Genomic DNA, 26,467 nt, shown 5'->3' with positions numbered 1-26,467 from the left:
TTATGGTTCACGCTCCTTTTCAAGCGAACTCCGTTCATGTCCGAGACGCATCCCACTCCCGCGCGCTCCAGCCTCCGCTGGGTGCTCCTGATCCTCGTTGTCCTTGCCATCGCAGCGCTGCTCTGGTGGCTATGGCCTGCTCCCAGCAAGGAGGAGCCGCAGCGCCCGGGCGGCCGTCCGGGCTTCGGTGCGTTCGGCGGGGCGGTTCCCGTGCGCGTCGCCAAGGTGGAGCAGGGTGAGTTCGAGGTATTCAACAAGGCGCTGGGCAGCGTCACACCGCTCAATACGGTGAATCTGCGCAGCCGCGTGGCGGGTGAGCTGGTCGAGCTGCGCTTCGAGGAGGGGCAGCGCGTCAAGAAGGGTGATCTGCTCGCCGTGATCGATCCGCGGCCCTACAAGGTGGCCTTGCAGCAGGCGGAAGGCACCTTGCAGCAGAACCGCGCGCAGCTGAAGAACGCCCAGGTCGACTTCGAGCGTTATCGCGGGCTGTACGCCGACGACAGCATTGCCAAGCAGACGCTGGATACCCAGGAAGCGCTGGTCAGCCAGTACCAGGGCACGCTGGCGGCCAATCAGGCATCGGTCAACGAGGCACGGCTGAACCTGGAGTTCACCCAGATTCGCTCGCCCATCGACGGGCGGGTTGGCTTGCGCCAGCTCGATGTCGGCAATCTGGTCGCCGCCAATGACACCACGCCGCTGGTGGTGATCACCCAGACGCAACCGATGTCGATCAGCTTCACGCTGCCGGAAGGCGATCTGTTGCCGGTGCTGACCCGCTACCGTCAGGGCGACAAGCTGGCCGTGCAGATCTGGGATCGTGGTGAAAAGGTCATGTTCGGCGAAGGCGTGCTGGAGAGCATCGACAATCAGATCGACGCCACCACCGGCACCTTGCGACTGAAGGCGCGTTTCGACAATGAGCAGGAACTGCTCATCCCCAACCAGTTCGTCAATGTTCGCCTGCGGGTGGAAACCCTGCGCGATGCGGTGCTGATTCCCTCGGCTGCGTTGCAGTTTGGTTCGCGCGGCACCTTCGCCTACGTCGTTGGCGAGGACGACAAGGTGCAGCTGCGTCTGCTCAAGGCCGGGCCGAGCAACGGCGAGACGACCGTGGTGCTCGAGGGGCTCGAGGTGGGTGAGCGGGTAGTGATGGAAGGGACCGACCGACTGCGTGACGGTGCCGAGGTGGAAGTGGTCGGCAGTCGCCGCATGGCCGAAGAGGCCGCCGAGAACCCGGTGCTCGGTGGCGGCGAGGCCGCGGAGCGCGAGGCGCAATGAACATCTCCCGTCTGTTCATCCTGCGCCCGGTCGCGACCACGCTGAGCATGGTCGCGATCCTGCTGGCCGGCTTGATCGCCTACAAGCTGCTGCCAGTGGCTGCGCTGCCGCAGGTGGATTACCCGACCATCCGCGTGATGACGCTATATCCGGGCGCCAGCCCGGAGGTGATGACCAGCGCCGTGACCGCGCCGCTGGAGCGCCAGTTCGGCCAGATGCCGGGGCTGGCACAGATGTCGTCGACCAGTTCCGGCGGCGCCTCGGTGATCACCCTGCGCTTTTCGCTGGATGTCGCACTGGATGTGGCCGAGCAGGAGGTGCAGGCGGCGATCAACGGGGCGAACAACCTGTTGCCCAACGACCTGCCGGCACCGCCGGTTTACAACAAGGTCAACCCGGCCGACACGCCGGTACTGACGCTGGCGGTGACCTCCGAGTCGCTGCCGCTGCCCAAGCTGCACGATCTGGTCGATACGCGCATGGCGCAGAAGCTGGCGCAGATCAGCGGAGTGGGGATGGTCAGCATCGCCGGCGGTCAGCGCCCGGCGGTACGCATCCGCTCCAACCCCGAGGCGCTGGCGGCCTATGGGCTGTCGCTGGCAGACGTGCGTTCGCTGATCACCAGCTCCAACGTCAACCAGCCCAAGGGCAACTTCGACGGGCCGACCCGGGTGTCGATGCTCGATGCCAACGACCAGTTGAAGACGCCGGAGGAATACGCCGAGCTCATCCTCACCTATAAGGACGGCGCCGCCCTGCGCCTGAAGGACGTCGCCGATATCGTCGACGGTGCCGAGAACGAGCGCCTGGCCGCCTGGGCCAACGACAACCAGGCGGTGCTGCTCAACATCCAGCGCCAGCCGGGCGCCAACGTCATCGAGGTGGTCGAGCGCATCCAGGCGCTGTTGCCGGAAGTGAAGGCCAGCATGCCGGCCGGGCTGGACGTGGTGGTACTCACCGACCGCACCCAGACCATCCGCGCCGCAGTGCGGGACGTGCAGCACGAGCTGATGCTCGCCACCTTCCTGGTGGTGATGGTGACCTTTGTCTTCCTCAAGAAGCTCTCGGCCACGGTGATCCCGTCGATCGCGGTGCCGCTGTCGCTGGTCGGCACCTTCGCCGTGATGTACCTGTGCGGCTTCTCGTTGAACAACCTGACGTTGATGGCGCTGACCATCGCCACCGGCTTCGTGGTGGACGATGCCATCGTCATGCTGGAGAACATCGCGCGGCACCTGGAAGAGGGCGAGACACCGCTCAACGCCGCGCTCAAGGGTGCCAGGCAGATCGGCTTCACGCTGATTTCGCTGACCTTCTCGCTGATCGCCGTGCTGATCCCGCTGCTGTTCATGCAGGACGTGGTGGGCCGGTTGTTCCGCGAGTTCGCCATCACCCTGGCGGTGGCCATCCTCATCTCGCTGGTGGTCTCGCTGACCCTGACGCCGATGATGTGCGCCAAGCTGCTCAAGCCGCACAGTGTCGCCGAGGCCAAGCCGGACTGGGTCGAGCGGCTGATCGGCGGCTACTCGCGCTGGCTGACCTGGGTGCTGCGCCACCAGACCCTGACCCTGCTGGTGGCGGTGGCCACGCTGGGGCTGACGGTGGTGCTCTACCTCGCCGTGCCCAAGGGTTTCTTCCCGGTGCAGGACACCGGCGTCATCCAGGGCATCAGCGAGGCGCCACAGTCGATTTCCTTCCGCGCCATGAGCGAGCGCCAGCAGGCACTGGCCCGGGTGATCCTCGCCGACCCGGCGGTGGACAGTCTGTCGTCCTATATCGGTGTGGATGGCGACAACGTCACGCTCAACAGCGGCCGCCTGCTGATCAACCTCAAGCCCCACGGCGAGCGCGCCCAGACCGCCAGCCAGGTGATCGATCGCCTGCGGCCGGAGCTGGCCAAGGTGCCGGGTATCGAGCTGTATCTGCAGCCGGTACAGGACCTGTCCATCGAGGATCGGGTCAGCCGCACGCAGTTCCAGTTCAGCCTGGAAACGCCGGACAGCGAGTTGCTGCAGGAGTGGACGCCGCGCCTGGTCGAGGCCCTGCGTGCACGGCCGGAACTGACCGACGTGGCCAGCGACCTGCAGAGCAATGGCTTGCAGATCTACCTGGACATCGATCGCGACGCGGCGGCGCGTCTGGGTATCCAGGTCGCGGACATCACCGATGCGCTGTACGACGCCTTCGGCCAGCGGCAGATTTCCACCATCTTCACCCAGGCCAGCCAGTACCGCGTGGTGCTGGAAGCGGAGGCGGGCAACCGTCTTGGTCCGCAGGCGCTGGAACAGTTGTTCGTGCAAAGCGAAGGTGGCACGCCGGTACGGCTGTCCAGCCTGGCAACCTTTGAGCAGCGCAACGCGCCACTGCTGATCAACCATATCGGCCAGTTCCCGGCGGTGACGCTCTCGTTCAACCTGGCCAGTGGCGTGTCGCTGGGCAAGGCGGTGCAGGTGATCGAGGCGGTGGAGCAGGAAATCGGCCTGCCGGCCGGCATCCAGACGCGCTTCCAGGGCGCGGCGGAGGCGTTCCGCGCCTCGCTGTCGAGCACGCTGCTGCTGATCCTTGCCGCGGTGGTGACGATGTACATCGTGCTCGGCGTGCTCTACGAGAGCTACATCCACCCGATCACCATCCTCTCGACGCTGCCCTCGGCAGCGGTCGGCGCCTTGCTCGCCTTGCTGCTGACCGGCAACGACCTGGGGCTGATCGCGATCATCGGCATCATCCTCTTGATCGGCATCGTCAAGAAGAACGCGATCATGATGATCGACTTCGCCCTGGAGGCCGAACGACAGCAGGGCATGAGCCCGCAGGATGCGATCTACCGCGCGGCACTGCTGCGCTTCCGGCCGATCCTGATGACCACCCTGGCGGCGCTGTTCGGTGCGATTCCGCTGATGCTGGCATCCGGCTCCGGTGCCGAACTGCGCCAGCCGCTCGGCCTGGTGCTGGTGGGCGGCCTGCTGCTCAGCCAGCTGCTGACGCTGTTCACCACACCGGTGATCTACCTGTTCTTCGACCGCCTCGGCCAGCGCTTCGGGCGCCGTCGCGAGCCGCTGGCGGAGGCGCAAGCGTGAGCCGGACTGCAATCGCGCGGGGGCAGGCATGAACCTTTCCGCCCCGTTCATCGCCCGCCCGGTGGCGACCATGCTGCTCAGCCTGGCAATCCTGCTGCTGGGTGGGGTCAGCTTCGGCCTGCTACCGGTGTCGCCGCTGCCGAACATGGATTTCCCGGTGATCACCGTGCAGGCCAGCCTGCCCGGCGCCAGCCCGGAAATCATGGCCTCCAGCGTGGCCACGCCACTGGAGCGCTCGCTGGGCAGCATCGCCGGCGTCAGCCAGATGACCAGTCGCAGCAGCCAGGGCTCGACCCGGATCATCATCCAGTTTGATCTGGATCGGGATATCAACGGCGCTGCCCGCGACGTGCAGGCGGCCATCAACGCCTCGCGCAACCTGTTGCCCAGCGGCATGCGCAGCATGCCCACCTACCGCAAGATCAATCCGTCCCAGGCACCGATCATGGTGCTTTCGCTGACGTCAGAGGTGCTGGACAAGGCCGAGCTGTACGACATCGGCTCCACCATCCTGGCGCAGAAGCTGTCGCAGGTGTCCGGCGTCGGCGAAATCCAGGTCGGCGGCAGCTCGCTGCCCGCGGTACGGGTGGAACTGCAGCCGCAGCAGCTGGAGCAGTACGGTGTGTCGCTGGACGAGGTGCGCCAGACCATCGCCAACGGCAACGTGCGCCGGCCCAAGGGCATGGTGGAGGACGCCGATCAGCACTGGCAGGTGCGCGCCAATGACCAGCTGCACCAGGCGGCCGACTACACGCCGCTGATCATCCGCTACCAGGATGGCGCCGCGCTGCGTCTCGGCGACGTGGCACGGGTGCGGGATTCGGTGGAGGACCGCTACAACAGCGGCTTCTTCAACAACGAGCAGGCGGTGTTGCTGATCGTCAACCGCCAGGCCGGTGCCAACATCATCGAGACCATCGAAGGCATCCGCCGCGAGCTGCCGGCCCTGCAGGCGATCATGCCGGGCAGCGTCGACCTGAACATCGCCATGGATCGCTCGCCGGTGATTCGCGCGACGCTGCACGAGGCCGAGCGCACGCTGCTGATCGCGGTGGGCCTGGTCATCGTGCTGGTGTTCCTGTTCCTCGGCCGCCTGCGCACCGCACTGATCCCGGCGCTGGCGGTGCCTGTGTCGCTGGTGGGCACCTTTGCCGTCATGTACCTGTTCGGGTTCTCGCTCAACGTGCTGTCGCTGATGGCATTGATCCTGGCTGCTGGCCTGGTGGTGGACGACGCCATCGTGGTGCTGGAAAACATCGCACGGCATATCGACGACGGCATGCCACCGCTGAAGGCGGCCTACGTCGGCACCCGCGAGGTGGGTTTCACGCTGTTGTCGATGAACCTGTCGCTGGTGGTGGTGTTCGTTTCCATCCTTTACATGGGCGGCATCGTCGAGCGGCTGTTCCGCGAGTTCTCCATCACCCTGGCCGCGGCGATCCTGGTGTCGCTGCTGGTTTCGCTGACCCTGACGCCGATGCTCTGCGCCCGTTGGCTCAAGCCGCACGAACCGGAGAAGGAAGGGCGTCTGCAGCGCTGGAGCCACGATGCCCATCAATGGCTGCTGCGCTACTACGATCGCTCGCTGAGCTGGGCGCTGCGTCATCGGCGCATCACCTTGCTGAGCCTGCTGGCGACCATCGCGCTGAACGTGGTGCTCTATGTGCAGGTGCCCAAGACCTTTCTGCCGCAGCAGGACACCGGACAGATCACCGGTTTCATCCGCGGTGACGACGGCATGTCGTTCCAGGTCATGCAGCCGAAGATGGAAATCTTCCGCAAGGCGGTCCTCGCCGATCCGGCGGTGGAAAGCGTGGCCGGCTTCATCGGCGGGCAGGGCGGCATCAATAACGCGTTCATGATCGTGCGGCTGAAACCGCTTGGCGAGCGCAAGATTTCGGCGCAAAAGGTCATCGAGCGCATCCGCAAGAACCAGCCGAAGGTGCCCGGTGGACGCATGTTCCTCATGGCCGACCAGGACCTGCAGTTCGGCGGCGGCCGGCAGAGCAGCTCGGCCTATGCCTATACGCTGTTGGCGAGCGACCTCAACGACCTGCGTACCTGGGTGCCACAGGTGACCCGGGCGCTATCGGAACTGCCGGAGCTCACCAGCATCGACGCCAATGACGGCGAGGGCGCGCAGCAGATCAGCCTGAAGATCGACCGTGACGCGGCCAAGCGCCTGGGCATCGACATGAGCACCGTGACCACGCTGCTCAACAATGCTTTCAGCCAGCGGCAGATCTCGACCATCTACGAGTCGCTCAACCAGTATCAGGTGGTGATGGAGATCGATCCGAGCTACGCACAGTACCCGGAGGTGCTGGAGCAGATTCATGTCGTCACCAGTGATGGCCGCCGCGTGCCGCTGGCGGCGTTTGCCCGCTACGAGCGCAGCCTGGAGGAAGATCGGGTCAGCCACGATGGGCAGTTCGCCGCCGAAAATATCGACTTCGACCTGGCCCCCGGCGTCAGCCTCGATCAGGCGACGCTCGCCATCGAGCGCGCGGTGGCGGCCATCGGCATGCCCAGCGAGGTACAGGGACGCATTGGCGGAACGGGCAGCGCCTTCCAGACCACTCAGGAAGGCCAGCCGCTGATGATTCTCGGCGCCTTGCTGCTGGTCTACATCGTGCTGGGCATCCTCTACGAGAGCTACATCCATCCGCTGACCATCCTCTCCACCTTGCCCTCGGCGGGGGTGGGCGCCTTGCTGGCGATCATCCTCACCGGCGACCAGTTCAGCCTGATCTCGTTGCTCGGGCTGTTTTTGCTGATCGGGGTGGTGAAGAAGAACGCCATCCTGATGATCGACCTGGCGTTGCAGTTCGAGCGCCAGGACAAGCTGTCGCCCGCCGATTCGATCCATCGCGCCTGCCTGCTGCGGTTCCGGCCGATCCTGATGACCACCATGGCGGCGATCCTCGGTGCGTTGCCGCTGCTGCTCGGCGGTGCGGAAGGGGCCGAGATGCGCCAGCCGCTGGGTCTGACCATCATCGGCGGTCTGCTGCTGAGCCAGATCCTCACGCTCTACACCACGCCGGTGGTCTATCTGTACCTGGATCGTCTGCGCCATCGTTTCAACAGCTGGCGCGGTGTACGCACCGATGCCGCCCTGGAAAACTCGCTATGAACTCGTCGTCGTTGCACCCCTCATCGCTGAACCATGTTCTGCGCCCCCTGGCGGTAGCCATGCTCACGCTGTCGTTGGCAGCCTGTACGCTCGGCCCCGACTACCAGCGACCGGACCTGCCTGTGGCCAGCGAATTCAAGCAGGCCGAAGGCTGGAAACCCGCCACGCCGGCCGATGCGCTGCAACGGGGCGAGTGGTGGCGGCTGTACGGCGATGCCGAACTGGATGCGCTGGTGGCGCGGTTGAATGTCTCGAACCAGAACCTCGCCGCGGCCGAGGCGCAGTTCCGCCAGGCACGGGCGCTGGTTCGTGGCGCGCGCTCGCAGCTGTTTCCAATCCTCTCCGGCAACGCGGGCGTCACGCGCTCGGCGCAGGGTGGCAGCCGCTCGGATTCCACCAGCGGAAGTCTTGCCAGTGGTGTCGGCGAAACCTACGAAGCGGGCCTGAGCGCATCCTGGGAGGCCGACATCTGGGGCCGGCTGCGGCGCAACCTGGAAGCCAATCGGGCGAACATGCAGGCCAGCGCGGCGGACCTTGCGGCGGCTCGCCTGAGCCTGCAGGCCGAGCTGGTGCAGACCTATCTGCAGCTGCGGGTGATCGACGAACACCAGCGGTTGCTCGACCAGACCGTTGAAGCCTATGCGCGCTCGCTGCGGCTGACGGAGAACCAGTACCGCGCCGGCATCGTGCCCCGGTCCGATGTCAGCCAGGCGCAGACGCAGCTCAAGAGTACCCAGGCGCAAGCCATCGACCTCAAGTGGCAGCGGGCGCAGATGGAGCATGCCATCGCGGTGCTGGTGGGCGTCGCGCCGTCGGAGCTGGAGATCGCCGAACGCGCGCACATCCCGGCACTGCCGGCTGTACCGCTGGCGGTGCCGTCCCAGTTGCTGGAGCGGCGCCCCGACATTGCCTCGGCCGAGCGTCAGGTGATGGCCGCCAATGCCAACATCGGCGTGGCGGAAGCCGCCTGGTATCCGGACCTGACACTGTCGGCCAGCGGTGGCTATCGCAACAGCAGCTTCAGCGACCTGTTCAGCGTGCCGAACCGTTTCTGGTCGCTGGGGCCGCAACTGGCGCTGACCCTGCTCGACTTCGGTGGCCGTCGTGCGGAACTGGAACGGGCCGAGGCCAGCTACGACCAGACGGTCGCCAACTACCGCCAGACCGTGCTCGACAGCTTCCGCGAGGTGGAAAACTACCTGGTGCAGTTGCGCGTGCTGGAAGAGGAGGCGGTGGTGCAGCGCGAGGCGCTGGAGGCCGCACAGGAGTCCCTGCGCCTGATCGAAAACCAGTACCGCGCAGGTACCGTCGACTTCCTCAGCGTGGCCACCGTGCAGACCACCGCGTTGAACAACCAGCGCACCAACCTGACGTTGCTGGGGGATCGACTGACCGCCAGTGTGCTGCTGATCGCCGCGTTGGGTGGTGGCTGGGATGCTCAGCAGCTGGAACAGGCGCCGGTGCTTTCGACCACCGCGCCCTGACTGCACGGGCATAAAAAAGCCCCGCCAATCAGCGGGGCTTTTTGCACTGCAGGTCCGGTCAGTTGCGCTGCTTGCGGTTGACCGTTTCGGCTGCCTTGATGATGTCCGCGCCGATCACCGGCTCGAACTGCTGCCACACCGGGCGCATCGCTTCCCGCCAGCGTTCGCGCTCTTCCGGGGTCAGGGCGACGATTTCCGATGTGCCGGCCTGGCGAATCCGCTCGCGGTCGGCCCGGTTCAGCTCTTCGGCCTCGCGATTGACCATGAAGCTGACCTCATCGAGGATCGCTTCGAGTTCGAAACGGATCTTGTGCGGCATCCCCATCCAGAAGCGCGTGTTGCTCACCACCATGTAATCGAGCACGCCATGATCGGTCTCGATGATATAGGGCTGCACGGTGTGCATTTTCTTGCTGTAGATGTTCGACCAGGGATTTTCGGCGCCTTGTACGGTACCGGCGCGCAGCGCGTCGTAGACGTCGGCGAACGGAATCTTCTGGGTAGATGCGCCCACGGTGCCGAACTGCGCTTCCAGAACGGCGGACGGCTGGATGCGGAAGCTCAGGCCCGAAGCATCGCTCGGCTGGCGCAGCATGCGGGTTGCCGACAGCTGCTTCATGCCGTTGTGCCAATAGGCCAGACCGGTGATGTTCTTGTCTTCCATCGAGCGCAGCAGTTGCTTGCCCTTGGCGCGTTTCTGAAAGCGATTGACCGCTTCGATGTCGTCGAACAGGAAGGGCAGGTCGAATACCTGCAGCTGCTTGGTGTACTGCTCGAACTTGGCCAGTGATGGCGCGAGCAGCTGGACTTCGTCGTTGCGCAGCGCTTCCAGCTCGGTGGCATCACCGAACAGTGTCGAGTTGGGATAGACCTCGACGCGTACCTGACCGGGCAAGCGCTCTTCGGCAAGGCGCTTGAACATCAACGCACCCTTGCCCTTGGGCGTGTCGTCGGCCACTACGTGGGAGAACTTGATGACGATTGGCTCTGCCTGGGCGCAAACGCTGGCGACCGCCAGCAAAAGCCCGGCAAGAGTGATGATCGGCTTCATGAAAGACTCTTTATTCTGGTTGGTTGGCAGTGCATCCATGCGGACCGACCGCTAGGACGCGTCTAGGCTTTCAGCCGCCCCTTATGCCAAAGATAGGTGACGACTGAAAGCGCTTTCCCCAACCAACCCGACGGGAGTGGCACCACGTCACATTTTGCCGGTGGCCCAGCGACCGTGGTCTAGCAGCCACGGGTACACCGTCTGGCCTGGCAGGCCTGAAGCGCCGAGGGCAGGGGAGGTCCGGCGAAAGCCGCTGCAGTGACTCGATATCGCTTGCGTGCCATGGCCGTCGGTTCGTTGCGACTGATCCATCCAGCGCTGACTCAATCCAGATCCAGTAACAGCCCTGGTTGCAGGCGCTTTGGCAGCCTGCGTACCACCAGCTGGTGCGCGCGGGTCAGCAGGTCGCGCAGCTCGTCGTCACCCATGGGGATCTGCCGACTGCTCATGCTGATCCAGTGCGCCCGTGCCAGGTAAGGAGCAGGGCGGATGCCGGGACGGTCCACGAAGCCCAGGAAGAGGTCGCTGTGGACCTTGAATACCAGGTTCTCGCCAAGGAAATCGAGAACGGCGAACATCTTGTTGCCCGCCACGGAAAACACCCGATTGCTGCCCCACTTGAGATCTTCACGGGTGCCGGGCAGAGCCAGGCAGAAGGCGGCGATCTGGTCTGTGGTCATCATCGCTCTGCTCCTGTTGGTTGCGACGGCTGCAACTGCGTTTGCGCATGCCGGATGAACGCCTCCACCGCCTGTGGGCTCAGGGCAGGCTTTTCGATCGCTTCGCCCAGATAGGCCTGGCTGGCTTTCTCCAGCACGGCACGGTGCTCATCCGGCAGACGCTCGAGCAGCCAGACCGCTGCGACGTGCTTCGGTGCGATGGCGTCCGTGGTCAGGGTGAGCCAGATGCGCGCTACGGCCAGCACCACGTTGCACTCGTCTCCCTGCCAGTCGGCGGGCTCGCGCCATTGCGCCAGCGTGTCGCGCAAGGCTTGGCGCATGTCTTCCTCGGGCACCGGGTCGAACAACTCGGCCGCGTCAGGGCCGATCAGACTGACGCCGTTCTTGCGCGCCTGGTGCAGAAGAATGGCCAGATCATGGTCCTCCTGGGGCGGCTCGATGCGGTCGGCTTCGATATCGACGCGCAGCCATTCGCCGAACTGCAGTTCGCGCATTGCCGGATAACGCCAAGGCCGTACCGAGTGGTGTACCACCCAGGTGACTTCCAGCGGGCGCATTCGCTCGTTGGCCGGCCAGGCGGAAATCATCAGCAGCTCGCGCATCAGCGTGTGGCGCGTGTCCTTCGGCAAGGGGACGGCGACGGTAACGAGCAGGTCGATATCGCTGCCGGGTTTCAGACCACCGACAACGGCCGAGCCGAACAGATGCACGGCCAGCAGGTTCCCGCCCAGGTGACGCTGCAGCAGCGCAAGTACCTGCTGGAGCTGGCTGGACACGGATGGGTTCATGAACGCTTCGAGGGGCATCTGGGGCAGTCCGGATTGTTGTCTGCCTCCGACAATACAAACGGGACGAAGCTGGCGCCAGCCGGTGCATTCATCGGCAGCCTAAGCTGCTGAGGCGTCCAGGCACGGCGTGCTTCGCTCAAGAGCGAGGCGGACGAAAGAGTGGTGCTGCCGAGCGGCAAAAAAATGCCCCGCGGCGTTGCAGCACCCGGGGCAGGAGTGATCGACCAGAGGCGATCCAACGAGAGAGCCGGTATCAGGCGCTCGGCCTCCAGCCGCCACCAAGTGCCTTGTACAGCGCGACCACGCCGCGATAGAGCTCGACCTCGGCCTGCGCCTGGGCGTCTTCGGCCGTCAGGCGCTCGCGTTCGGCATCCAACAACACGAGAAAGTCGGCTGTGCCTTCGCGATAGCGGATCTCCGCCTGCTGTGCGGCGGCACGGCTGGCGGTGGACTGGCGCAGCAACGAGAGCAGGCGCTGCTGGGCGTTGGCGTAGTCGCTGAAGGCGTTCTCCGACTCCTCCAAGGCGAGCAGGACCTGCTGTTCATAGCTGGCCAGCGCTGCATCGGCATCCGCTTCGGCACCGCGCAAACGCGCACGCACGCTACCCAGATCGAACGCCGCCCAGCTGATGCTCGGCGCCACGCCCCAGGCCCGCGCCGCGCTGGAGCCGATCTGCGAGCCGCGCCCGGCAACGAAGCCGAGAAAGCCCGACAGACTCACCCGCGGAAACAGATCGGCTGTCGCTACGCCGACATCGGCAGTGGCCGCGGCCAGCTGGCGCTCGGCTGCACGAATGTCCGGGCGCCGGCGCAGCAGCTCGCCGGGATCGCCAATCGGTAGCGCCTTGGCGATTGCCGGCAGCTCGCGCGGCGAGAGGTCGACGCTGAGCTGATCGGCGCGCTGGCCGAGCAGGGTAGCGATGCGGTTGCGTGCACGCGCCTGCTGCGCCCGGAGCTGCGGCAGGCTGGCTTCGGTGGCCGCCAGGCGGGCATCGGCGCGCAGCACGTCGAGTTCGCTGCCGACGCCCGCTTCGCGCAGCTGTTCGGTCAATTCATGGGAATTGCGCTGGTTGGCCAGGTTGTCGCGGGCGATCCGCTCACGCAGCTGGGCACCGCGCAGCAGACCGTAGGCGTCCACGAGTTCGGCGATCAGGCTGACTTGTAGTTGGTATAGGTCAGCCTCGACGGCTTCGGCCTGCGCTTCGCTGGCCTCCAGGCGGCGCTGGATGCGGCCGAACAGGTCCAGCTCCCAGGCCATGTCCAGCCCCAGGTCATAGCGTTCGGCATTCACGCGCTGTTCGGTCACGCCCGGTTGCTGGGCCTTGCCGATATCGGCGCTGGCGCCCGCCGTGACGGTGGGTAGGCGATCATTGCTGACGTCGTCGCGAATCGCGCGCGCCGCACGCAGACGGGCATAGGCGATACGCAGCTCGCGGTTCTCGGCCAGCGCTTCGCCGACCAGGGCGTCCAGCGTCGGGTCTTCGAACTGCTGCCACCAGGCCGCCTCGAAGCGCGAGCGGTCGTAGTCGGCAGCCGAAGCGCCGCCGATACGCGCCGCTTCCGGCTGCGGCGCCCGATAATCCGGGCCGACCGCACAGGCGCTCAGTGCCAGAGTGAGCAGGGAAAGGGCGAAGAACTTCATGCGCGGGCCTCCTTGTAAACCGCTTTGCGGGCTTCGCGTTTCTCGACGAAGGCACGAATCACCAGATAGAACACCGGGGTCAGCAGCAGACCGAAGAAGGTCACCCCGAGCATGCCGCTGAACACCGCGACGCCCATGGCATGACGCATCTCGGCACCGGCCCCGCTGGAAAGCACCAGCGGCACCACGCCCATGATGAAGGCGAAGCTGGTCATCAGGATCGGCCGCAGACGCAGGCGGCACGCTTCGAGGATCGCGGCCAGGCGGTCCATGCCTTCTTCCTGCTTGTCCTTGGCGAACTCGACGATGAGGATCGCGTTCTTGCACGCCAGACCCACCAGCACGATCAGGCCGATCTGGGTGAACACGTTGTTGTCGCTGCCGGCCAGGATCACTCCGGTGATGGCGGACAACAGCGTCATCGGCACGATCAGGATCACCGCCAGCGGCAGGCTCCAGCTCTCGTATTGCGCGGCCAGCACCAGGAAGGCCAGCAGCACGCAGAGCGGGAAGACGAAGATTGCGGTGTTGCCGGCAAGGATCTGCTGGTAGGTCAGCTCGGTCCATTCGTAGCTCATGCCATTGGGCAACTCAGCCTTGAGCAGACGCTCCATGGCCGCCTCGGCCTGACCTGAGCTGTAGCCCGCTGCAGCGGCGCCGTTGATCTCGGCGGTGAGGAAGGCGTTGTAGTGCATCACCCGATCCGGACCGGCGCTGTCCGTGACGTTGACGAAGGTCGACAGCGGGACCATCTCGCCGCGGTTGTTGCGCACCTTCAGCTGGCCGATCTGCTCCGGTGCCAGGCGGAACTTCTGGTCCGCCTGGACGTTGACCTGATAGGTACGGCCGAAGCGGTTGAAGTCGTTGGCATACAGCGAGCCCAGGTAGACCTGCATGGTGTCGAAGATCTCGTCGATCGGCACACCGTGGGTCTTGGCCTTCTCGCGGTCGATGTCGGCATCCACCTGCGGCACGTTGACCTGATAGCTGGTGAACAGGCCGGCCAGCTCCGGATAGTCGGCGCTCTTGGCGATGACGTTCTGCACCTGGGTGTAGAGCTCCTCGTAGCCGAGGTTGCCGCGGTCCTGCACCTGCACGCGGAAGCCGCCGATGGTGCCCAGGCCCTGTACGGGCGGCGGCGGGAAGATGGCGATAAAGGCGTCCTGGATCTGCGCAAACTGGCCGTTCAGGTCCGCCGCGATGGCGTTGGCCGAGAGTGACGGATCCTTGCGCTCATCGAAGGGCTTGAGCGGAGTGAAGACGATGCCGCTGTTCGGGCTGTTGGTGAAACCGTTGATCGACAGCCCCGGGAAGGCCACGGTGTTTTCCACGCCGGGGTGTTTTCCGGCGATTTCCGACATGCGCTTGATCACGTCCTCGGTGCGGTCCAGGGTGGCGGCGTCCGGCAGCTGGGCGAAGGCGACCAGGTACTGCTTGTCCTGCGGCGGCACGAAACCGGTCGGCGTGCTGGCGAAGCCCATGTAGCCGAGGCCGACCAGTCCGACATAGACCACCAGCGCAATGCCGCTGCCGCGCAGGATGCGCCGCACCAGGCCGACGTAACCGTGGCTGGCGCGGTCGAACATGCGGTTGAACGGCGCGAACAGCCAGCCACCGAACAGGCGGTCGAGCAGCCGCGAGAAGCCGTCCTTCGGCGCGTCGTGGGCCTTGAGCAGGCTGGCAGCCAGTGCCGGCGACAGGGTCAGCGAGTTGAAGGCCGAGATCACCGTGGAAATGGCGATGGTCAGCGCGAACTGCTGGTAGAACTGACCGGTGAGGCCGGAAATGAATGCGGTCGGGATGAACACCGCGCACAGCACCAGCGCCGTGGCGATGATCGGCCCGGTCACTTCCTTCATGGCCTGACGGGTCGCTTCCTCCGGCGATTTGCCGAGGCCGATGTTGCGCTCGACGTTTTCCACCACGACGATGGCGTCGTCCACCACGATGCCGATGGCCAGCACCAGGCCGAACAGCGACAGCGCGTTGAGCGAGAAACCGAGCAGGTGCATGACCGCGAAGGTGCCGATCAGCGACACCGGCACGGCGGCCAGCGGAATGATCGAGGCGCGCCAGGTCTGCAGGAACAGGATCACCACCAGCACCACCAGCACGATGGCCTCGAGCAGGGTGTGCACCACCGCCTCGATCGAGCCGCGCACGAAGATGGTGGGGTCGTAGACGATCTCGTAGTCCACGCCTTCCGGGAAGTCGCGTTTCAGTTCGGCCATGCGTGCGCGCACCGAGTCGGAGATCTCGATGGCGTTCGACCCCGGGCGCTGGAATACCGGAATCGCCACCGCGGGCTGGTTGTTCAGCAGCGAACGCAGCGCGTACTGGCTGGAGCCCAGCTCGACCCGGGCGATGTCCCGCAGGCGGGTGATCGAGCCGTCTTCGCTGGCCCGAATGATGATGTTTTCGAATTCTTCCTCGGTGACCAGACGGCCCTGGGTGTTGATCGACAGCTGGAAGTCTGTCGCGCCCGGTGCCGGCGGCGCGCCCAGAGAACCTGCGGCGACCTGGCGGTTCTGTTCGCGAATCGCGTTGACCACGTCCGATGCGGTGAGGTTGCGCGAGGCGACCTTCTCCGGGTCGAGCCAGACGCGCAACGAGTAATCGCCCATGCCGAACAGCTGCACATCGCCGATGCCATCCAGCCGCGCCAGCTCGTCCTTGACGTTGAGTGCGGCGTAGTTGGACAGGTAGAGCATGTCGTAGCGCTGATCCGGCGAGGTCAGGTGCACCACCATGGTCAGGTCCGGGGAGGCCTTGTCCACGGTCACGCCGAGGCGCTGCACCTCGGTGGGCAAGGTCGGCATGGTGCGCGTGACGCGGTTCTGTACCTGCACCTGGGCATTGTCCAGGTCAGTGCCCAGGCCAAAGGTGATGGTCAGGGTCAGCTTGCCGTCGGCGGTCGCCTGGGACGACATGTAGAGCATGCCCTCGACGCCGGTGATGGCCTGCTCCAGCGGGGAGGCGACGGTTTCGCCGATCACCTTGGGGTTGGCGCCGGGGAAGTTGGCGCGTACCACCACGGTGGGCGGGACGACTTCGGGGTATTCGCTGATCGGCAGCTGGAACAGCGAGATGGCCCCGCCGATGAGGATCACCAGCGACAGCACGGCGGCGAAAATCGGCCGTTTGATGAAGAACTGCGAGAAATTCATGGCGCACTCCGGGGTAGGGCGCGCGTCTGGCGCCCTGGCGGATCGATCGGATTGGCGCGGCAGGCGCGCCGAAGTTCAGGTCAGTTGAGAGACCGTGTTCAGCTGCTTGGGCGCTGAGCCAGGCTGCGCTCGACGATCTGTGGCTTCATCGCTTCGCTGATCGCGCGGTTCTGCTGGCGCAGGGTGGCGAGCGTTTCGGCGTCGGCCATGGGCACCGACTCCGCCTGCACCGGGCTGCCCGGGCGAACGCGCTGCAGGCCATTGACGACGATGCGCTCGCCCTTGGCCAGGCCGCTGCGGACGATGCGCAGGCCTTCGAGCTTGGGGCCCAGTTCGACCGGCCGGTAGGCGACGGTGCCGTCCTCGGCCAGGACCAGAACGAACTTCTTGCCCAGATCCGTGCCGACCGCCACGTCCTTGATCAGCACGGCGTCGTAGGTGGCGCTGCCGACCAGCTTCAGGCGCGCGTACAGACCGGGGGTAAAGCTGCCGTCGCGGTTGTCGAACACCGCGCGGCCGCGAATGGTGCCGGTGCGCGGGTCGACCTGGTTGTCGATGAAGTTCATGTGGCCCAGGTGCGGATGGCCATCCTCGTCGGACAGGCCGAGGTAGACCGGCGTGGTTTCGCCGCGGTCGCCGTTGCGCGCCAGCTCGCGGTACTTGAGGTAGGTACGCTCGTCCGCTTCGAAGTAGGCATAGACCTTGTCGGTGGAAACCAGCGTGGTCAGCAGCGCCTCGCCGGCATTGACCAGGTTGCCGGCGGTGATCAGCGCCCGGCCGACGCGGCCTTCGATGGGCGCGGTCACGCGGGTGAAGGAGAGGTCGAGCTGAGCGCGGTCCAGTTGCGCCTGAATCGCGGCGGTTGCCGAGCGAGCTTCGCTGGCAGCACTGACGCGGGCATCGGCGAGCTCTGCCGAGATGGCATTCTTCTGCCGCAACCGTTCACCGCGTTCGGCCTCGGCGACGGTGCGCTGCTGCGTTGCGCGCGCCTGTTGCAGCTGTGCCTGCAGGCGCTTGACCTCGGCCTGGAACGGGCGAGGGTCGATCTGGAACAGGAGATCGCCTTTCTTCACCAGCGCACCTTCCTCGAAGGCCACCTTGTCGATGAAACCCGACACCCGCGGGCGAATCTCCACCGACTCCGGCGCTTCCAGGCGGCCAGTGAGTTCATCCCACTCGGTAACCTGCTGTTCGATGACTTCCGCGACGCTGACGGCGGGTGGCGGCATGCCCGACTGGGTGGCCTCCGGTGCCTTGCCACAAGCGGCGGTGATCAGCACCGTCAGGGCGATAAGGGGAAAACGCAAGGCGTTGAACGAACGTTCCATGCTTGACTCCGCAAGTCGGATTTGTTGATGACAGGAGTCTGCGTGGTCAAGGCGTTCAGCAAAAATCGAACGAGGCGAAGGTGAATATCATTGGCGGTGATGGTTAGGCATCGAGTATCAGGCCCACGTGATATCCGCAGGGTGGATAACGGCCGCCAGGTCTTTCCACCAATCGAGGGCTATCCCGGTTGGTAAAAGGAGCCGCCAGGGCAGGGCACTGGAATCACGAGGCAGTGTGCGTGGGTATGGATACGCGTGGAAAAGGCTGCGCCGTTTTCCACCCTACAGACTATCCGGATCGCCGACGAACATCTGGATACGCGAGCGCAGCCAGCGCTCGGCGGGGTCATTGTCCTGGGCGCCGCGCCAGGCCATGGACAGCTCGAAGTCCTGGCTGGTCTGGAAGGGCAGGGGCTCGGCGCGCACGCCGCCGTTCGCCGCCAGCGCGGCCGCGGCGTAATCCGGGACGGTGGCGATGATGTCGGTGCCGGCAAGCAGGCTGGCCAGGCCGTTGAACTGCGGTACCGCCAGCACCACCTTGCGCTTGCAGCCGTGCAGGGCCAGCTCCTCGTCGATATAGCCGTTGAGGTCGCCGGCAAAGGAAACCATGGCATGCGGACGGCTGCAGTAGTCCTCCATGCTCAGCCGGCCGGGAATGCTGTCGGCCCGCAGCAGCATCGGTTTGGGCCGGCGCAGTACCTTGCGCTTGGCATTGGCCGGCAGCTCCTCGGTGTAGCAGACACCCACCGAGATCTCCCCGGAGGCCAGCAGGCCGGGCATCAGCAGGTAGTTGGCGCGGCGCACCACCAGCACCACGTCCGGCGCTTCGGCGCGCAGGCGGCGCAGCAGCGGCGGCAGCAGGGCGAACTCGACCTCATCGGTCAGGCCGATGCGAAACACCTGGGTGCTGGTGGCCGGGTCGAAGGTGGAGGCGCGGCTGACGGCGGTGGAGATCGAGTCCAGCGCCGGCGACAACAGCTGGGCGATGTCCAGCGCGCGGGCAGTGGGTTCCATGCTGCGCCCGGTGCGCACGAACAGCGGGTCGTCGAACAGCGCGCGCAGGCGGGCCAGCGCGGCGCTGATCGCCGGCTGGCCGAGAAAGAGCTTCTCGGCGGCACGGGTCACGCTGCGCTCGTGCATCAGCGTTTCGAAGACGATCAGCAGATTGAGGTCAACACGGCGAAGGTCGTTGCGATTCATGTCTGGTTCACGTCGAGCCTGGTGGCCGGACCACGGTCCGTTTCGGTGGGTCGCTGCATTCTAGACAGCTTGCGCAGGCGAGCGCATGCCCGATCCCGCTTTCAAAATGCACAAACCTGCGATGTGCCGCGCGAGGATACATACGCAAACCCATCATTGCCGTGCATGGCAACTATCGATGGGAATCCGCGTCGTTCGCTGGAGTTGTGACGATACTGACGATAGAGTCCGTTTGCACAGTAGTAAGCGAGGGGTCGCAATGTCCCGCATCATCCGTTTTCATCAGTTCGGCCCGGCCGACGTGTTGCGTCAGGAAGAGCGCGCGGTGCCGGTTGCCGGCCCGGGCGAAGTCCTGATTGCCGTGCGCGCCATCGGCGTGAGCTGGAACGACGTGCTCTGGCGGCAGGACCTGGCGCCACGACACGCACGTCTGCCCGCCGGGCTCGGCAGTGAAGTGGCGGGCGAGGTGCTGGCGGTGGGTGAGGGCGTTCAGGGCTTCAGCGTCGGCGATCATGTTGCCGGCTTCCCGGCCCACGATCTCAATCAGTATCCGCTCTACGCCGAGCACGCGCTGCTGCCGCAGCAGGCACTGGTGCGCTACCCGGACATGCTCAGCGCCAGCGAGGCGGCAATCCACTACACACCGATGCTGGTGAGTTATTTCGCCCTGGTCGAACTGGCTCAGCTGGAGCCGGGCCAGTACGTGCTGATCAATCAGGCCGCGCATTGCACCGGCCCGGCTGCCGTGCAGCTGGCCAAGGCGCTGGGCGGACGGGTGATCGCCACCTGCGACACCAGCGAGGACCGTGACTACCTGCGCGAACTGGGTGCCGAGACGGTGATCGTCACCGAGGAAGAAGACCTGGTCGGTCGCCTGCAGAAGCTGACCGAAGGGCGCGGTGTCGAGGTGGTGCTGGATGCCTGTGGCGGCTCGCAGATGAAGCTGCTCGGCGATGTCATGGCGCCGCTGGGCAAGCTGATCCTCTATGGCATGAACGGCGGCAACGAGACCGCGCTGCCGGTCTGCGCGGCCTTCAAGAAGAACTTCAAGTTCTTCCTGCATTGCCTGTGCGACTTCACCGGGCAGCCGGAACTCGGGATCGAGCAGAAACGCGAGGCCGTCGAGCGCGCGCTGCAACACATCAACCAACTGACCGTCGACCGCCTGGTGCGTCCGCAGGTCGATCGGCAGTTTCCCTTCGAGCAGGCCATCGAGGCCCATCGTTACGTCGAAAGCGGCATCCCGCGTGGTCGTGTCGTCCTGACGCTTTCCTGATCCGCGAGGGCCTGAGTCCGGGCCCTCTCATCGCCCCGTAGAAACTTTTCTCGCGCCGTTCCAGTCCTCCGAAGACAGGCTCACTACCTTGACGGAGGATTTTCCATGGCCGAAGACAATCAGACCCTACCGCCGCAGGAGCAGCCCGAGCCCGGCAAGGAAGGGCTGATGAACCCTCGCCCGGAATACCGCGGCGAAGACTACAAGGCGGCGGGCAAGCTCGAGGGCAAGGTCGCGATCATCACCGGCGGTGACAGCGGCATCGGGCGCTCGGTGGCCGTGCTGTACGCCCGCGAAGGCGCCGATGTGGCGATTCTGTACCTCGACCAGCATCAGGACGCCGAAGAAACCCGCACCGTGGTCGAACAGTACGGGCGTCGCTGCCTGACCTTCGCCGGTGACGTGGCCGATCGCGGCGTCTGCCGCAATGTCATCGACGAAACCCTCGCCGCGTTCGGCAAGCTCGACATCCTGGTCAACAACGCCGCCGAGCAGCACCCGCAGGAAAAGCTCGAGGACATCAGCGAAGAGCAGTGGGAGAAGACCTTCCGCACGAACATCTTCGGCATGTTCCAGATGACCAAGGCCGCGCTGCCGCACCTGGGCAAGGGGGCCTCGATCATCAATACCACTTCGGTGACCGCCTACAAGGGCAGCCCGCAGTTGCTGGATTATTCGGCGACCAAGGGCGCGATCACGGCCTTCACCCGTTCGCTGTCGATGAACCTCGTCGAGCGCGGCATTCGCGTCAACGGCGTCGCGCCGGGACCGATCTGGACGCCGCTGATTCCCTCGACCTTCGATGCCGACGAGGTCGCCGAATTCGGTTCCAACACGCCGATGAAGCGCCCAGGCCAGCCCGATGAGGTGGCGCCAGCGTACGTCTACCTGGCGAGCAGCGATGCAGCCTACGTCAGCGGTCAGGTCATCCACGTCAACGGCGGCACCGTGGTCAACGGCTGACCCATTGCCGGGCCAACGAATGGCTCGGCCACATCAACGCTTGGAGAACGACCATGCCACGCACGATCTGGAAAGGCGCAGTCAGCTTCGGACTGGTACACATCCCGGTGGCGCTGGTACCGGCCACCACCCGCCAGGGGATCGATTTCGACTGGCTGGACAAACGCAGCATGGACCGGGTCGGCTACAAGCGCATCAACAAGACCACCGGCGAAGACATCGACAGCGAGAACATCGTCAAGGGCGTGGAGTACGAGAAGGGTCACTACGTCGTGATCAGCGATGACGAGATCAAAGGCGCCCACCCCAAGGCGACCCAGACCGTGGACATCGTCGCCTTCGTCGATGCCAAGGACATCTCCTTTCTCTACATCGACACGCCGTATTACCTGACGCCTGACCGCCGCGGGGAAAAGGTCTACGCCTTGCTGCGCGAGACGCTGATCCAGACCGGCAAGGTCGGCATCGCCAACGTGGTGCTGCGCAACAAGCAGCACCTGGCGGTGGTGATGCCGCTGGGCAAGGCGCTGGTGATGAACACCCTGCGCTGGGCCGACGAGGTGCGCGGCGTCGAGTACCTCGAGCTCAAGGACGAAGCGCTCGATCCGGACCTGGCCGAGCGCGAACTGGACATGGCCAAGCGTCTGGTCGAGGACATGACCGAGAAATGGAAGCCGGACCAGTACAAGGACACTTTCCAGGACCAGATCATGGACCTGGTGGAGAAGAAGGCGCGCGAAGGCAAGCTGGAAGCCGTCGGCGGGCCCGAAGAAGCGGTGGATCGCCGTTCGGCGGATGTCATCGACCTCACCGAGCTGCTCAAGCGCAGCCTCGCCGCCAAGCCGGGCAAGGCCCGCGCAGCCAGCGAGGAGGACGAGGCGGACGACGCACCGAAAAAGGCGCCGGCCAAACCGAAAGCCACGAGCAAGGCCAAAACAACCAAATCGACTGCATCCACATCGCCGCGAGCACGCAAGGCGCCGGCCGCCGATAGCAAATCCAGCAAGAAGGCCAGTTGACCGGGATCGCCATGCCAGCAAAGCGCAAAAGCACCGAACGGCCGCTGGTAGGCGGTGTGGGCATCAGCAGCCATCAGCGGGTGATCGACGAGGCCAGCGGCACCACCAAGCTGGCGCTGGCCGAGTACTACCTGTCGGTGGCGGACCGGCTGGTGCCACAGCTCGCAGGACGACCGCTTTCCATCGTCCGCGCGCCGGAAGGTATCGCCGGTGAGAGCTTCTTCCAGCGTCATTGCGGCCGGTTGAAGATGCCGCACATGCGCGCACTGCCGAAAAACCTCGATCCCGAGCATGCCCGCTTGATCCAGGCCGACAACATCACCGCCGTCATCGAGGCGGTGCAGATGGGAAGCGTCGAATTCCATACCTGGAACGCCCGCAGCGATCGCATCGAGCGACCGGACCGGGTGATCTTCGATCTGGATCCGGACCCGGCACTGCCCTGGGCGAGCATGGTCGAGGCTACCGAGCTGACCCTGGCGCTGCTTGACGAGCTGGGGCTGCGCGCCTTCCTCAAGACCAGCGGCGGGCGCGGCATGCATGTGGTGGTGCCGATCGAGCGGCGCCACGACTGGGATTGCGCGCGCAGCTTCGCGCGCTCGGTGACGGAGCGGCTGGCGCGGGAGTCGCCGCAGCTGATCGTCGACAAGATGGGCCCGCAGAACCGTGTCGAGCGCATTTTCGTCGACTACCTGCGCAACCAGAAGGGCGCCAGTACCGTCGCCGCCTACTCGGTGCGGGCGCGCCCCGGCCTTGGTGTTTCGCTGCCGGTGAGCCTGGAACAAATGCGCCATCTGGAAGGCGCCGATCAGTGGCGGCTGGGCAACGTCCGCGACTACCTGAGTACGCGCAGCGACGATCCCTGGACCGACTACGGCAACACCCGCCAGCGGCTGGGACGGGAGCTGCTCGAGCGGTTGCGCGCGGACCGCTAAGCGGCCCTCTGTGCCTCCTCGCAGTCACGCTTCCGACGGGGACGCAACGCATTCCGACCACCTTGCACCCCCGGCGGTAGAGCCGCCCGTCATCCCGCCTGAACCTCTGCCAGCCGTACCCAGTCGACCCTTCTAGCAGTTGAGCCGAGCATTCATGACAGGAGATACCGATGACGGCACGAGTATCCCGGCGGCAGTTTCTCAAGTTCGGCGCAGCCGGATTGGGCGCTTCCAGCATGGCGATGATGGGGTTCGCCCCGCAGGAGGCGCTGGCCTCGGTGCGGCATTTCAAGCTCTCTGGTGCCAAGGTCACTCGCAACATCTGCACCTATTGTTCGGTGGGCTGCGGCATGCTGCTGTACGCGCGCGGCGACGGCGCGATCAACAGCCATGACCATATCTTCCATGTCGAGGGCGACCCGGATCATCCGGTCAGCCGCGGTTCGCTCTGCCCACGGGGCGCCGGGGTGCTCGATTTCATCAAGAGCGATTCGCGGGTGCGCTACCCGCAGGTCCGCGAGCCAGGTACCGACGAGTGGAAGCGCATCAGCTGGGACGAGGCGCTCGACCGCATCGCCCGCCTGATGAAGGACGACCGCGACCGCAACTTCGAGACCCACGATGACCAGGGGCAGCTGGTCAACCGCTGGATGACCACCTCCATGGTGGCGGCCTCGGCGTGCACCAACGAGACGGCCTACCTCACGCAGAAGATCTCCCGGGCGCTGGGTATTCTCAAACTCGACAACCAGGCGCGCGTCTGACACGGACCGACGGTGGCAGGTCTTGCCCCTTCATTCGGTCGCGGTGCCATGACCAACAGCTGGGTCGACATCCGCAATGCCAACATCATCCTGTCCATGGGCGGGAATTCGGCCGAGGCGCATCCGGTGGGCTTCCGCTGGGTCATGCAGGCCAAGGAGCGCAGCGACGCGATCCTGATCTCCATCGACCCGCGCTACAACCGCACCACTGCGGTGGCGGACTATCACGCCTGGATCCGCACCGGGACCGATATCGTCTTCCTCGGCGGGCTGATCAGCTACCTGATCGAGAACGACCGCTACGCCCACGAATACGTGCTGCACTACACCGATGCAGCGCACCTGGTGCGTGAAGGCTTCGAGTTCAACGACGGGCTGTTCACCGGCTACGACGAGGAGCGCCACCAGTACGACAAGGCCACCTGGAACTTCGACCTGGACGAGCAGGGCTTCGTCCGTCGCGACGAAACGCTGCAACACCCGCGCTGCGTGTTCCAGATGATGCGCAAGCATTACAGCCGTTACACGGTGGAGATGGTCGAGCGCGTCTGTGGCATGCCGCAGGCCAAGGTCCTGCAGCTCTGGGAGCTGCTGGCACAGAGCGCGGCGCCGGACAAGACCATGACCATCCTCTACGCCCTGGGCTGGACCCAGCATTCCATCGGCGCGCAGATGATCCGCACCGGCGCCATGGTCCAGCTGCTGCTGGGCAACATGGGCATGCCGGGAGGCGGGGTCAACGCGCTGCGCGGGCACTCCAACATCCAGGGGCTGACCGATATCGGCCTGCTCTCCAACCTGCTGACCGGCTACATGACGCTGCCGGCGGCCAGCGCCCAGCGCTACGAGGACTACATCCGGCAGAAAGTGCGCCAGCCGCTGTTGCCCAACCAGGTGTCGTACTGGAAGCACTACGAGCGCTTCTTCGTCAGCATGATGAAGGCGTTCTACGGTGATGCCGCCAGCGCCGAGAACGACTGGTGCTACGAGTGGTTGCCGAAGCTGTCCGAGCCGCTGTACGACGTGCTCTACGCGGTCAACGACATGACCAAGGGCAAGATGACCGGCGCCTTCTGCCAGGGCTTCAACATCCTCGCGGCCTTCCCGAACAAGGCGAAGGTGCTGGATGGGCTGTCGAAGCTCAAGTGGCTGGTGATCATGGATCCATTGGCCACCGAGACCGGCGAGTTCTGGAAAAACCACGGCGAGTTCAACGACGTCGACCCGAGCCAGATCCAGACCGCGGTGTTCCGCCTGCCGACCACCACCTTCGCCGAGGATGACGGATCGATCACCAACAGCTCGCGCTGGCTGCAGTGGCACCACCAGGCGGCACCGCCACCCGGCGAGGCGAAGACCGATACGGCGATTCTCGCCGGGCTGTTCCATCGCCTGCAGAAACTCTATCGGGACGAGGGCGGCGCCTTCCCCGAGCCGATCCTCAACCTGACCTGGAACTACAGCGACCCGGCGCATCCCGCCGCGTCGGAGCTGGCCAAGGAATACAACGGCCGCGCGCTGGCGGACATCGAGGACCAGGGGCGGATCATCCGTCGCAAGGGCGAGCTGCTCAACGACTTCGGCGAGCTGCGCGCCGACGGTTCGACGTCCTGCGGCTGCTGAATCTATTCGGGCGCCTGGACCGAGCAGGGCAACATGATGGACCGGCGCGACAACTCGGACCCTTACGACATCGGTGTCACCCTCGGCTGGGCCTGGGCCTGGCCACTGAACCGGCGGATTCTCTACAACCGCGCGTCGGCCCGCCCCGACGGCACGCCGTGGGACCCGAACCGTGCGCTGGTCTGGTGGAACGGTGAACGCTGGGTCGGTGCCGACGTACCGGACTACCCCGTGGCCGCGCCGCCGGAAGATGACGTCAAGCCGTTCATCCTCACCGAGAGCGGCACCGGGCACTTCTTCGCCAGCGAGTGGCTGGGCGAGGGGCCATTCCCCGAGCACTACGAGCCGCTGGAATCGCCGATCCCCAACAATCCGCTGCATCCGGACAATCCGCTGGCCTACCACAACCCGGTAGCGCGGATATTCCCCGAGGATCGCGACACCTTCGGCACGTTCGAGGAGTTTCCATATGCGGCGACCACCTACCGCCTCACCGAACACTTCCACTACTGGACGACCCACGTGCTGCTCAATGTCATCGTCCAGCCGGAGANACTTCCACTACTGGACGACCCACGTGCTGCTCAATGTCATCGTCCAGCCGGAGAAGTTCGTCGAGATCGGCGAGGTGCTGGCTGGCGAGCTGGGCATCGCCGCGGGGGAAAAGGTGCGGGTGCGCTCCAAGCGCGGGCATATCGATGCGGTGGCGGTGGTGACCAAGCGCCTGCGTCCGCTGCAGGTGGACGGGCGCACCGTGCATCAGGTCGGTATCCCGATCCACTGGGGCTTCACCGGCGTGGCGAAGAAAGCCCACCTGACCAACACGCTGACCCCCTTCGTGGGCGACGGCAACACCCAGACCCCGGAATTCAAGTCGTTCCTGGTGAACGTCGAGAAGCCATAGGAGACGTCTGATGCGAGGTGACCAGATCAACCTGCAGAACATCATCGCGCGTTCGGCGACCACCGAGCCTTCGCCGCAGATCCGCTCCGGCGGCGTGGAGAAGGTGACCAAGCTGATCGACGTGTCGGTGTGCATCGGCTGCAAGGCCTGCC

The 26,467-nt window shown here is 65.3% G+C and carries 15 protein-coding genes and 2 pseudogenes; 10 read left to right on the top strand and 7 right to left on the bottom strand.

The genetic code is table 11. The annotated features are described in order from the left end of the window. Positions 1–36: 36 nt before the first annotated feature. Genes EA798_RS17745 through EA798_RS17730 form a run of 4 tightly spaced genes read left to right on the top strand, consistent with a single transcriptional unit; the run spans position 37 to position 8,975 of the window. Positions 37–1,281, top strand: coding sequence for an MdtA/MuxA family multidrug efflux RND transporter periplasmic adaptor subunit (locus EA798_RS17745; protein WP_106158669.1), 1,245 nt, complete (start codon positions 37–39; stop codon positions 1,279–1,281). After that, entirely contained in the window at positions 1,278–4,358 is a 3,081-nt protein-coding gene (locus EA798_RS17740; RefSeq protein WP_122099792.1) for an MdtB/MuxB family multidrug efflux RND transporter permease subunit, read from the top strand. Before EA798_RS17745 ends, EA798_RS17740 begins: the two co-directional genes overlap by 4 nt. A 28-nt stretch (positions 4,359–4,386) precedes the next feature. After that, the gene (locus EA798_RS17735) at positions 4,387–7,491 is read left to right on the top strand and encodes an efflux RND transporter permease subunit (protein WP_122099791.1); all 3,105 of its coding nucleotides are present in this window, start codon (positions 4,387–4,389) and stop codon (positions 7,489–7,491) included. Further along, the gene (locus tag EA798_RS17730; RefSeq protein WP_122099790.1) at positions 7,488–8,975 is read left to right on the top strand and encodes an efflux transporter outer membrane subunit; all 1,488 of its coding nucleotides are present in this window, start codon (positions 7,488–7,490) and stop codon (positions 8,973–8,975) included. The genes EA798_RS17735 and EA798_RS17730 overlap by 4 nt, the downstream gene beginning before the upstream one ends. Before the next feature lie 58 nt (positions 8,976–9,033). Here the strand turns inward: EA798_RS17730 and EA798_RS17725 are convergent, their stop codons facing one another. The 7 genes from EA798_RS17725 to EA798_RS17690 form a co-directional block, all read right to left on the bottom strand. Beyond that, positions 9,034–10,026: a TRAP transporter substrate-binding protein gene (locus tag EA798_RS17725; protein WP_122099789.1), complete on the bottom strand. Its 993-nt coding sequence runs from the start codon at positions 10,024–10,026 to the stop codon at positions 9,034–9,036. Between the two features lie 323 nt (positions 10,027–10,349). Beyond that, the gene (locus EA798_RS17720) at positions 10,350–10,706 is read right to left on the bottom strand and encodes an MmcQ/YjbR family DNA-binding protein (protein WP_122099876.1); all 357 of its coding nucleotides are present in this window, start codon (positions 10,704–10,706) and stop codon (positions 10,350–10,352) included. Further along, positions 10,706–11,494, bottom strand: coding sequence for an aminoglycoside adenylyltransferase family protein (locus tag EA798_RS17715; RefSeq protein WP_122099788.1), 789 nt, complete (start codon positions 11,492–11,494; stop codon positions 10,706–10,708). Before EA798_RS17715 ends, EA798_RS17720 begins: the two co-directional genes overlap by 1 nt. A 253-nt stretch (positions 11,495–11,747) precedes the next feature. Continuing rightward, positions 11,748–13,136 carry an efflux transporter outer membrane subunit gene (locus tag EA798_RS17705; RefSeq protein WP_122099787.1) on the bottom strand — a complete coding sequence of 463 codons (1,389 nt, stop codon included), beginning with the start codon at positions 13,134–13,136 and terminating at the stop codon, positions 11,748–11,750. Beyond that, positions 13,133–16,303 (bottom strand): efflux RND transporter permease subunit, encoded by a 3,171-nt coding sequence (locus tag EA798_RS17700; RefSeq protein ID WP_122099786.1) that lies wholly within the window; start codon positions 16,301–16,303, stop codon positions 13,133–13,135. The genes EA798_RS17705 and EA798_RS17700 overlap by 4 nt, the downstream gene beginning before the upstream one ends. Positions 16,304–16,401: 98 nt before the next feature. Then, positions 16,402–17,631 carry a multidrug efflux RND transporter periplasmic adaptor subunit MexE gene (gene mexE, locus EA798_RS17695; RefSeq protein ID WP_122099785.1) on the bottom strand — a complete coding sequence of 410 codons (1,230 nt, stop codon included), beginning with the start codon at positions 17,629–17,631 and terminating at the stop codon, positions 16,402–16,404. 282 nt (positions 17,632–17,913) lie between these two features. Further along, positions 17,914–18,831, bottom strand: coding sequence for a LysR substrate-binding domain-containing protein (locus tag EA798_RS17690; RefSeq protein ID WP_013982836.1), 918 nt, complete (start codon positions 18,829–18,831; stop codon positions 17,914–17,916). 259 nt (positions 18,832–19,090) lie between these two features. Between EA798_RS17690 and EA798_RS17685 the strand changes: the two genes are divergently transcribed. From EA798_RS17685 to EA798_RS20795, 6 genes and pseudogenes are all read left to right on the top strand, one after another. Next, positions 19,091–20,107 (top strand): zinc-dependent alcohol dehydrogenase family protein, encoded by a 1,017-nt coding sequence (locus EA798_RS17685; protein WP_122099784.1) that lies wholly within the window; start codon positions 19,091–19,093, stop codon positions 20,105–20,107. Positions 20,108–20,212: 105 nt separating this feature from the next. Next, entirely contained in the window at positions 20,213–21,070 is an 858-nt protein-coding gene (locus tag EA798_RS17680) for an SDR family oxidoreductase (RefSeq protein WP_122099783.1), read from the top strand. A 53-nt stretch (positions 21,071–21,123) separates the two neighbouring features. After that, positions 21,124–22,089 carry a non-homologous end joining protein Ku gene (gene ku / locus EA798_RS17675; protein WP_122099782.1) on the top strand — a complete coding sequence of 322 codons (966 nt, stop codon included), beginning with the start codon at positions 21,124–21,126 and terminating at the stop codon, positions 22,087–22,089. An 11-nt stretch (positions 22,090–22,100) separates the two neighbouring features. Continuing rightward, positions 22,101–23,024 (top strand): non-homologous end-joining DNA ligase, encoded by a 924-nt coding sequence (gene ligD / locus EA798_RS17670; RefSeq protein WP_122099874.1) that lies wholly within the window; start codon positions 22,101–22,103, stop codon positions 23,022–23,024. Between the two features lie 170 nt (positions 23,025–23,194). Then, positions 23,195–26,315 (top strand): annotated as a pseudogene (gene fdnG, locus EA798_RS20550) (formate dehydrogenase-N subunit alpha). Positions 26,316–26,325: 10 nt separating this feature from the next. Then, positions 26,326–26,467, top strand: a pseudogene (locus EA798_RS20795) (formate dehydrogenase subunit beta); the annotation flags it as partial.

This window comes from Pseudomonas songnenensis, from assembly GCF_003696315.1.
GTDB lineage: Bacteria > Pseudomonadota > Gammaproteobacteria > Pseudomonadales > Pseudomonadaceae > Stutzerimonas > Stutzerimonas songnenensis.
The sequence above is the reverse complement of the archived record's forward strand: the minus strand, read 5'-3'. Positions and strand labels throughout refer to the sequence as shown.

Excerpts from the sequence above, each read along its gene's own strand:
- EA798_RS17745 (WP_106158669.1), top strand. The coding sequence starts at position 37 with ATGTCCGAGACGCATCCCACTCCCGCGCGCTCCAGCCTCCGCTGGGTG.
- EA798_RS17740 (WP_122099792.1), top strand. The coding sequence starts at position 1,278 with ATGAACATCTCCCGTCTGTTCATCCTGCGCCCGGTCGCGACCACGCTG.
- EA798_RS17735 (WP_122099791.1), top strand. The coding sequence starts at position 4,387 with ATGAACCTTTCCGCCCCGTTCATCGCCCGCCCGGTGGCGACCATGCTG.
- EA798_RS17730 (WP_122099790.1), top strand. The coding sequence starts at position 7,488 with ATGAACTCGTCGTCGTTGCACCCCTCATCGCTGAACCATGTTCTGCGC.
- EA798_RS17725 (WP_122099789.1), bottom strand. The coding sequence starts at position 10,026 with ATGAAGCCGATCATCACTCTTGCCGGGCTTTTGCTGGCGGTCGCCAGC.
- EA798_RS17720 (WP_122099876.1), bottom strand. The coding sequence starts at position 10,706 with ATGACCACAGACCAGATCGCCGCCTTCTGCCTGGCTCTGCCCGGCACC.
- EA798_RS17715 (WP_122099788.1), bottom strand. The coding sequence starts at position 11,494 with ATGAACCCATCCGTGTCCAGCCAGCTCCAGCAGGTACTTGCGCTGCTG.
- EA798_RS17705 (WP_122099787.1), bottom strand. The coding sequence starts at position 13,136 with ATGAAGTTCTTCGCCCTTTCCCTGCTCACTCTGGCACTGAGCGCCTGT.
- EA798_RS17700 (WP_122099786.1), bottom strand. The coding sequence starts at position 16,303 with ATGAATTTCTCGCAGTTCTTCATCAAACGGCCGATTTTCGCCGCCGTG.
- mexE (WP_122099785.1), bottom strand. The coding sequence starts at position 17,631 with ATGGAACGTTCGTTCAACGCCTTGCGTTTTCCCCTTATCGCCCTGACG.
- EA798_RS17690 (WP_013982836.1), bottom strand. The coding sequence starts at position 18,831 with ATGAATCGCAACGACCTTCGCCGTGTTGACCTCAATCTGCTGATCGTC.
- EA798_RS17685 (WP_122099784.1), top strand. The coding sequence starts at position 19,091 with ATGTCCCGCATCATCCGTTTTCATCAGTTCGGCCCGGCCGACGTGTTG.
- EA798_RS17680 (WP_122099783.1), top strand. The coding sequence starts at position 20,213 with ATGGCCGAAGACAATCAGACCCTACCGCCGCAGGAGCAGCCCGAGCCC.
- ku (WP_122099782.1), top strand. The coding sequence starts at position 21,124 with ATGCCACGCACGATCTGGAAAGGCGCAGTCAGCTTCGGACTGGTACAC.
- ligD (WP_122099874.1), top strand. The coding sequence starts at position 22,101 with ATGCCAGCAAAGCGCAAAAGCACCGAACGGCCGCTGGTAGGCGGTGTG.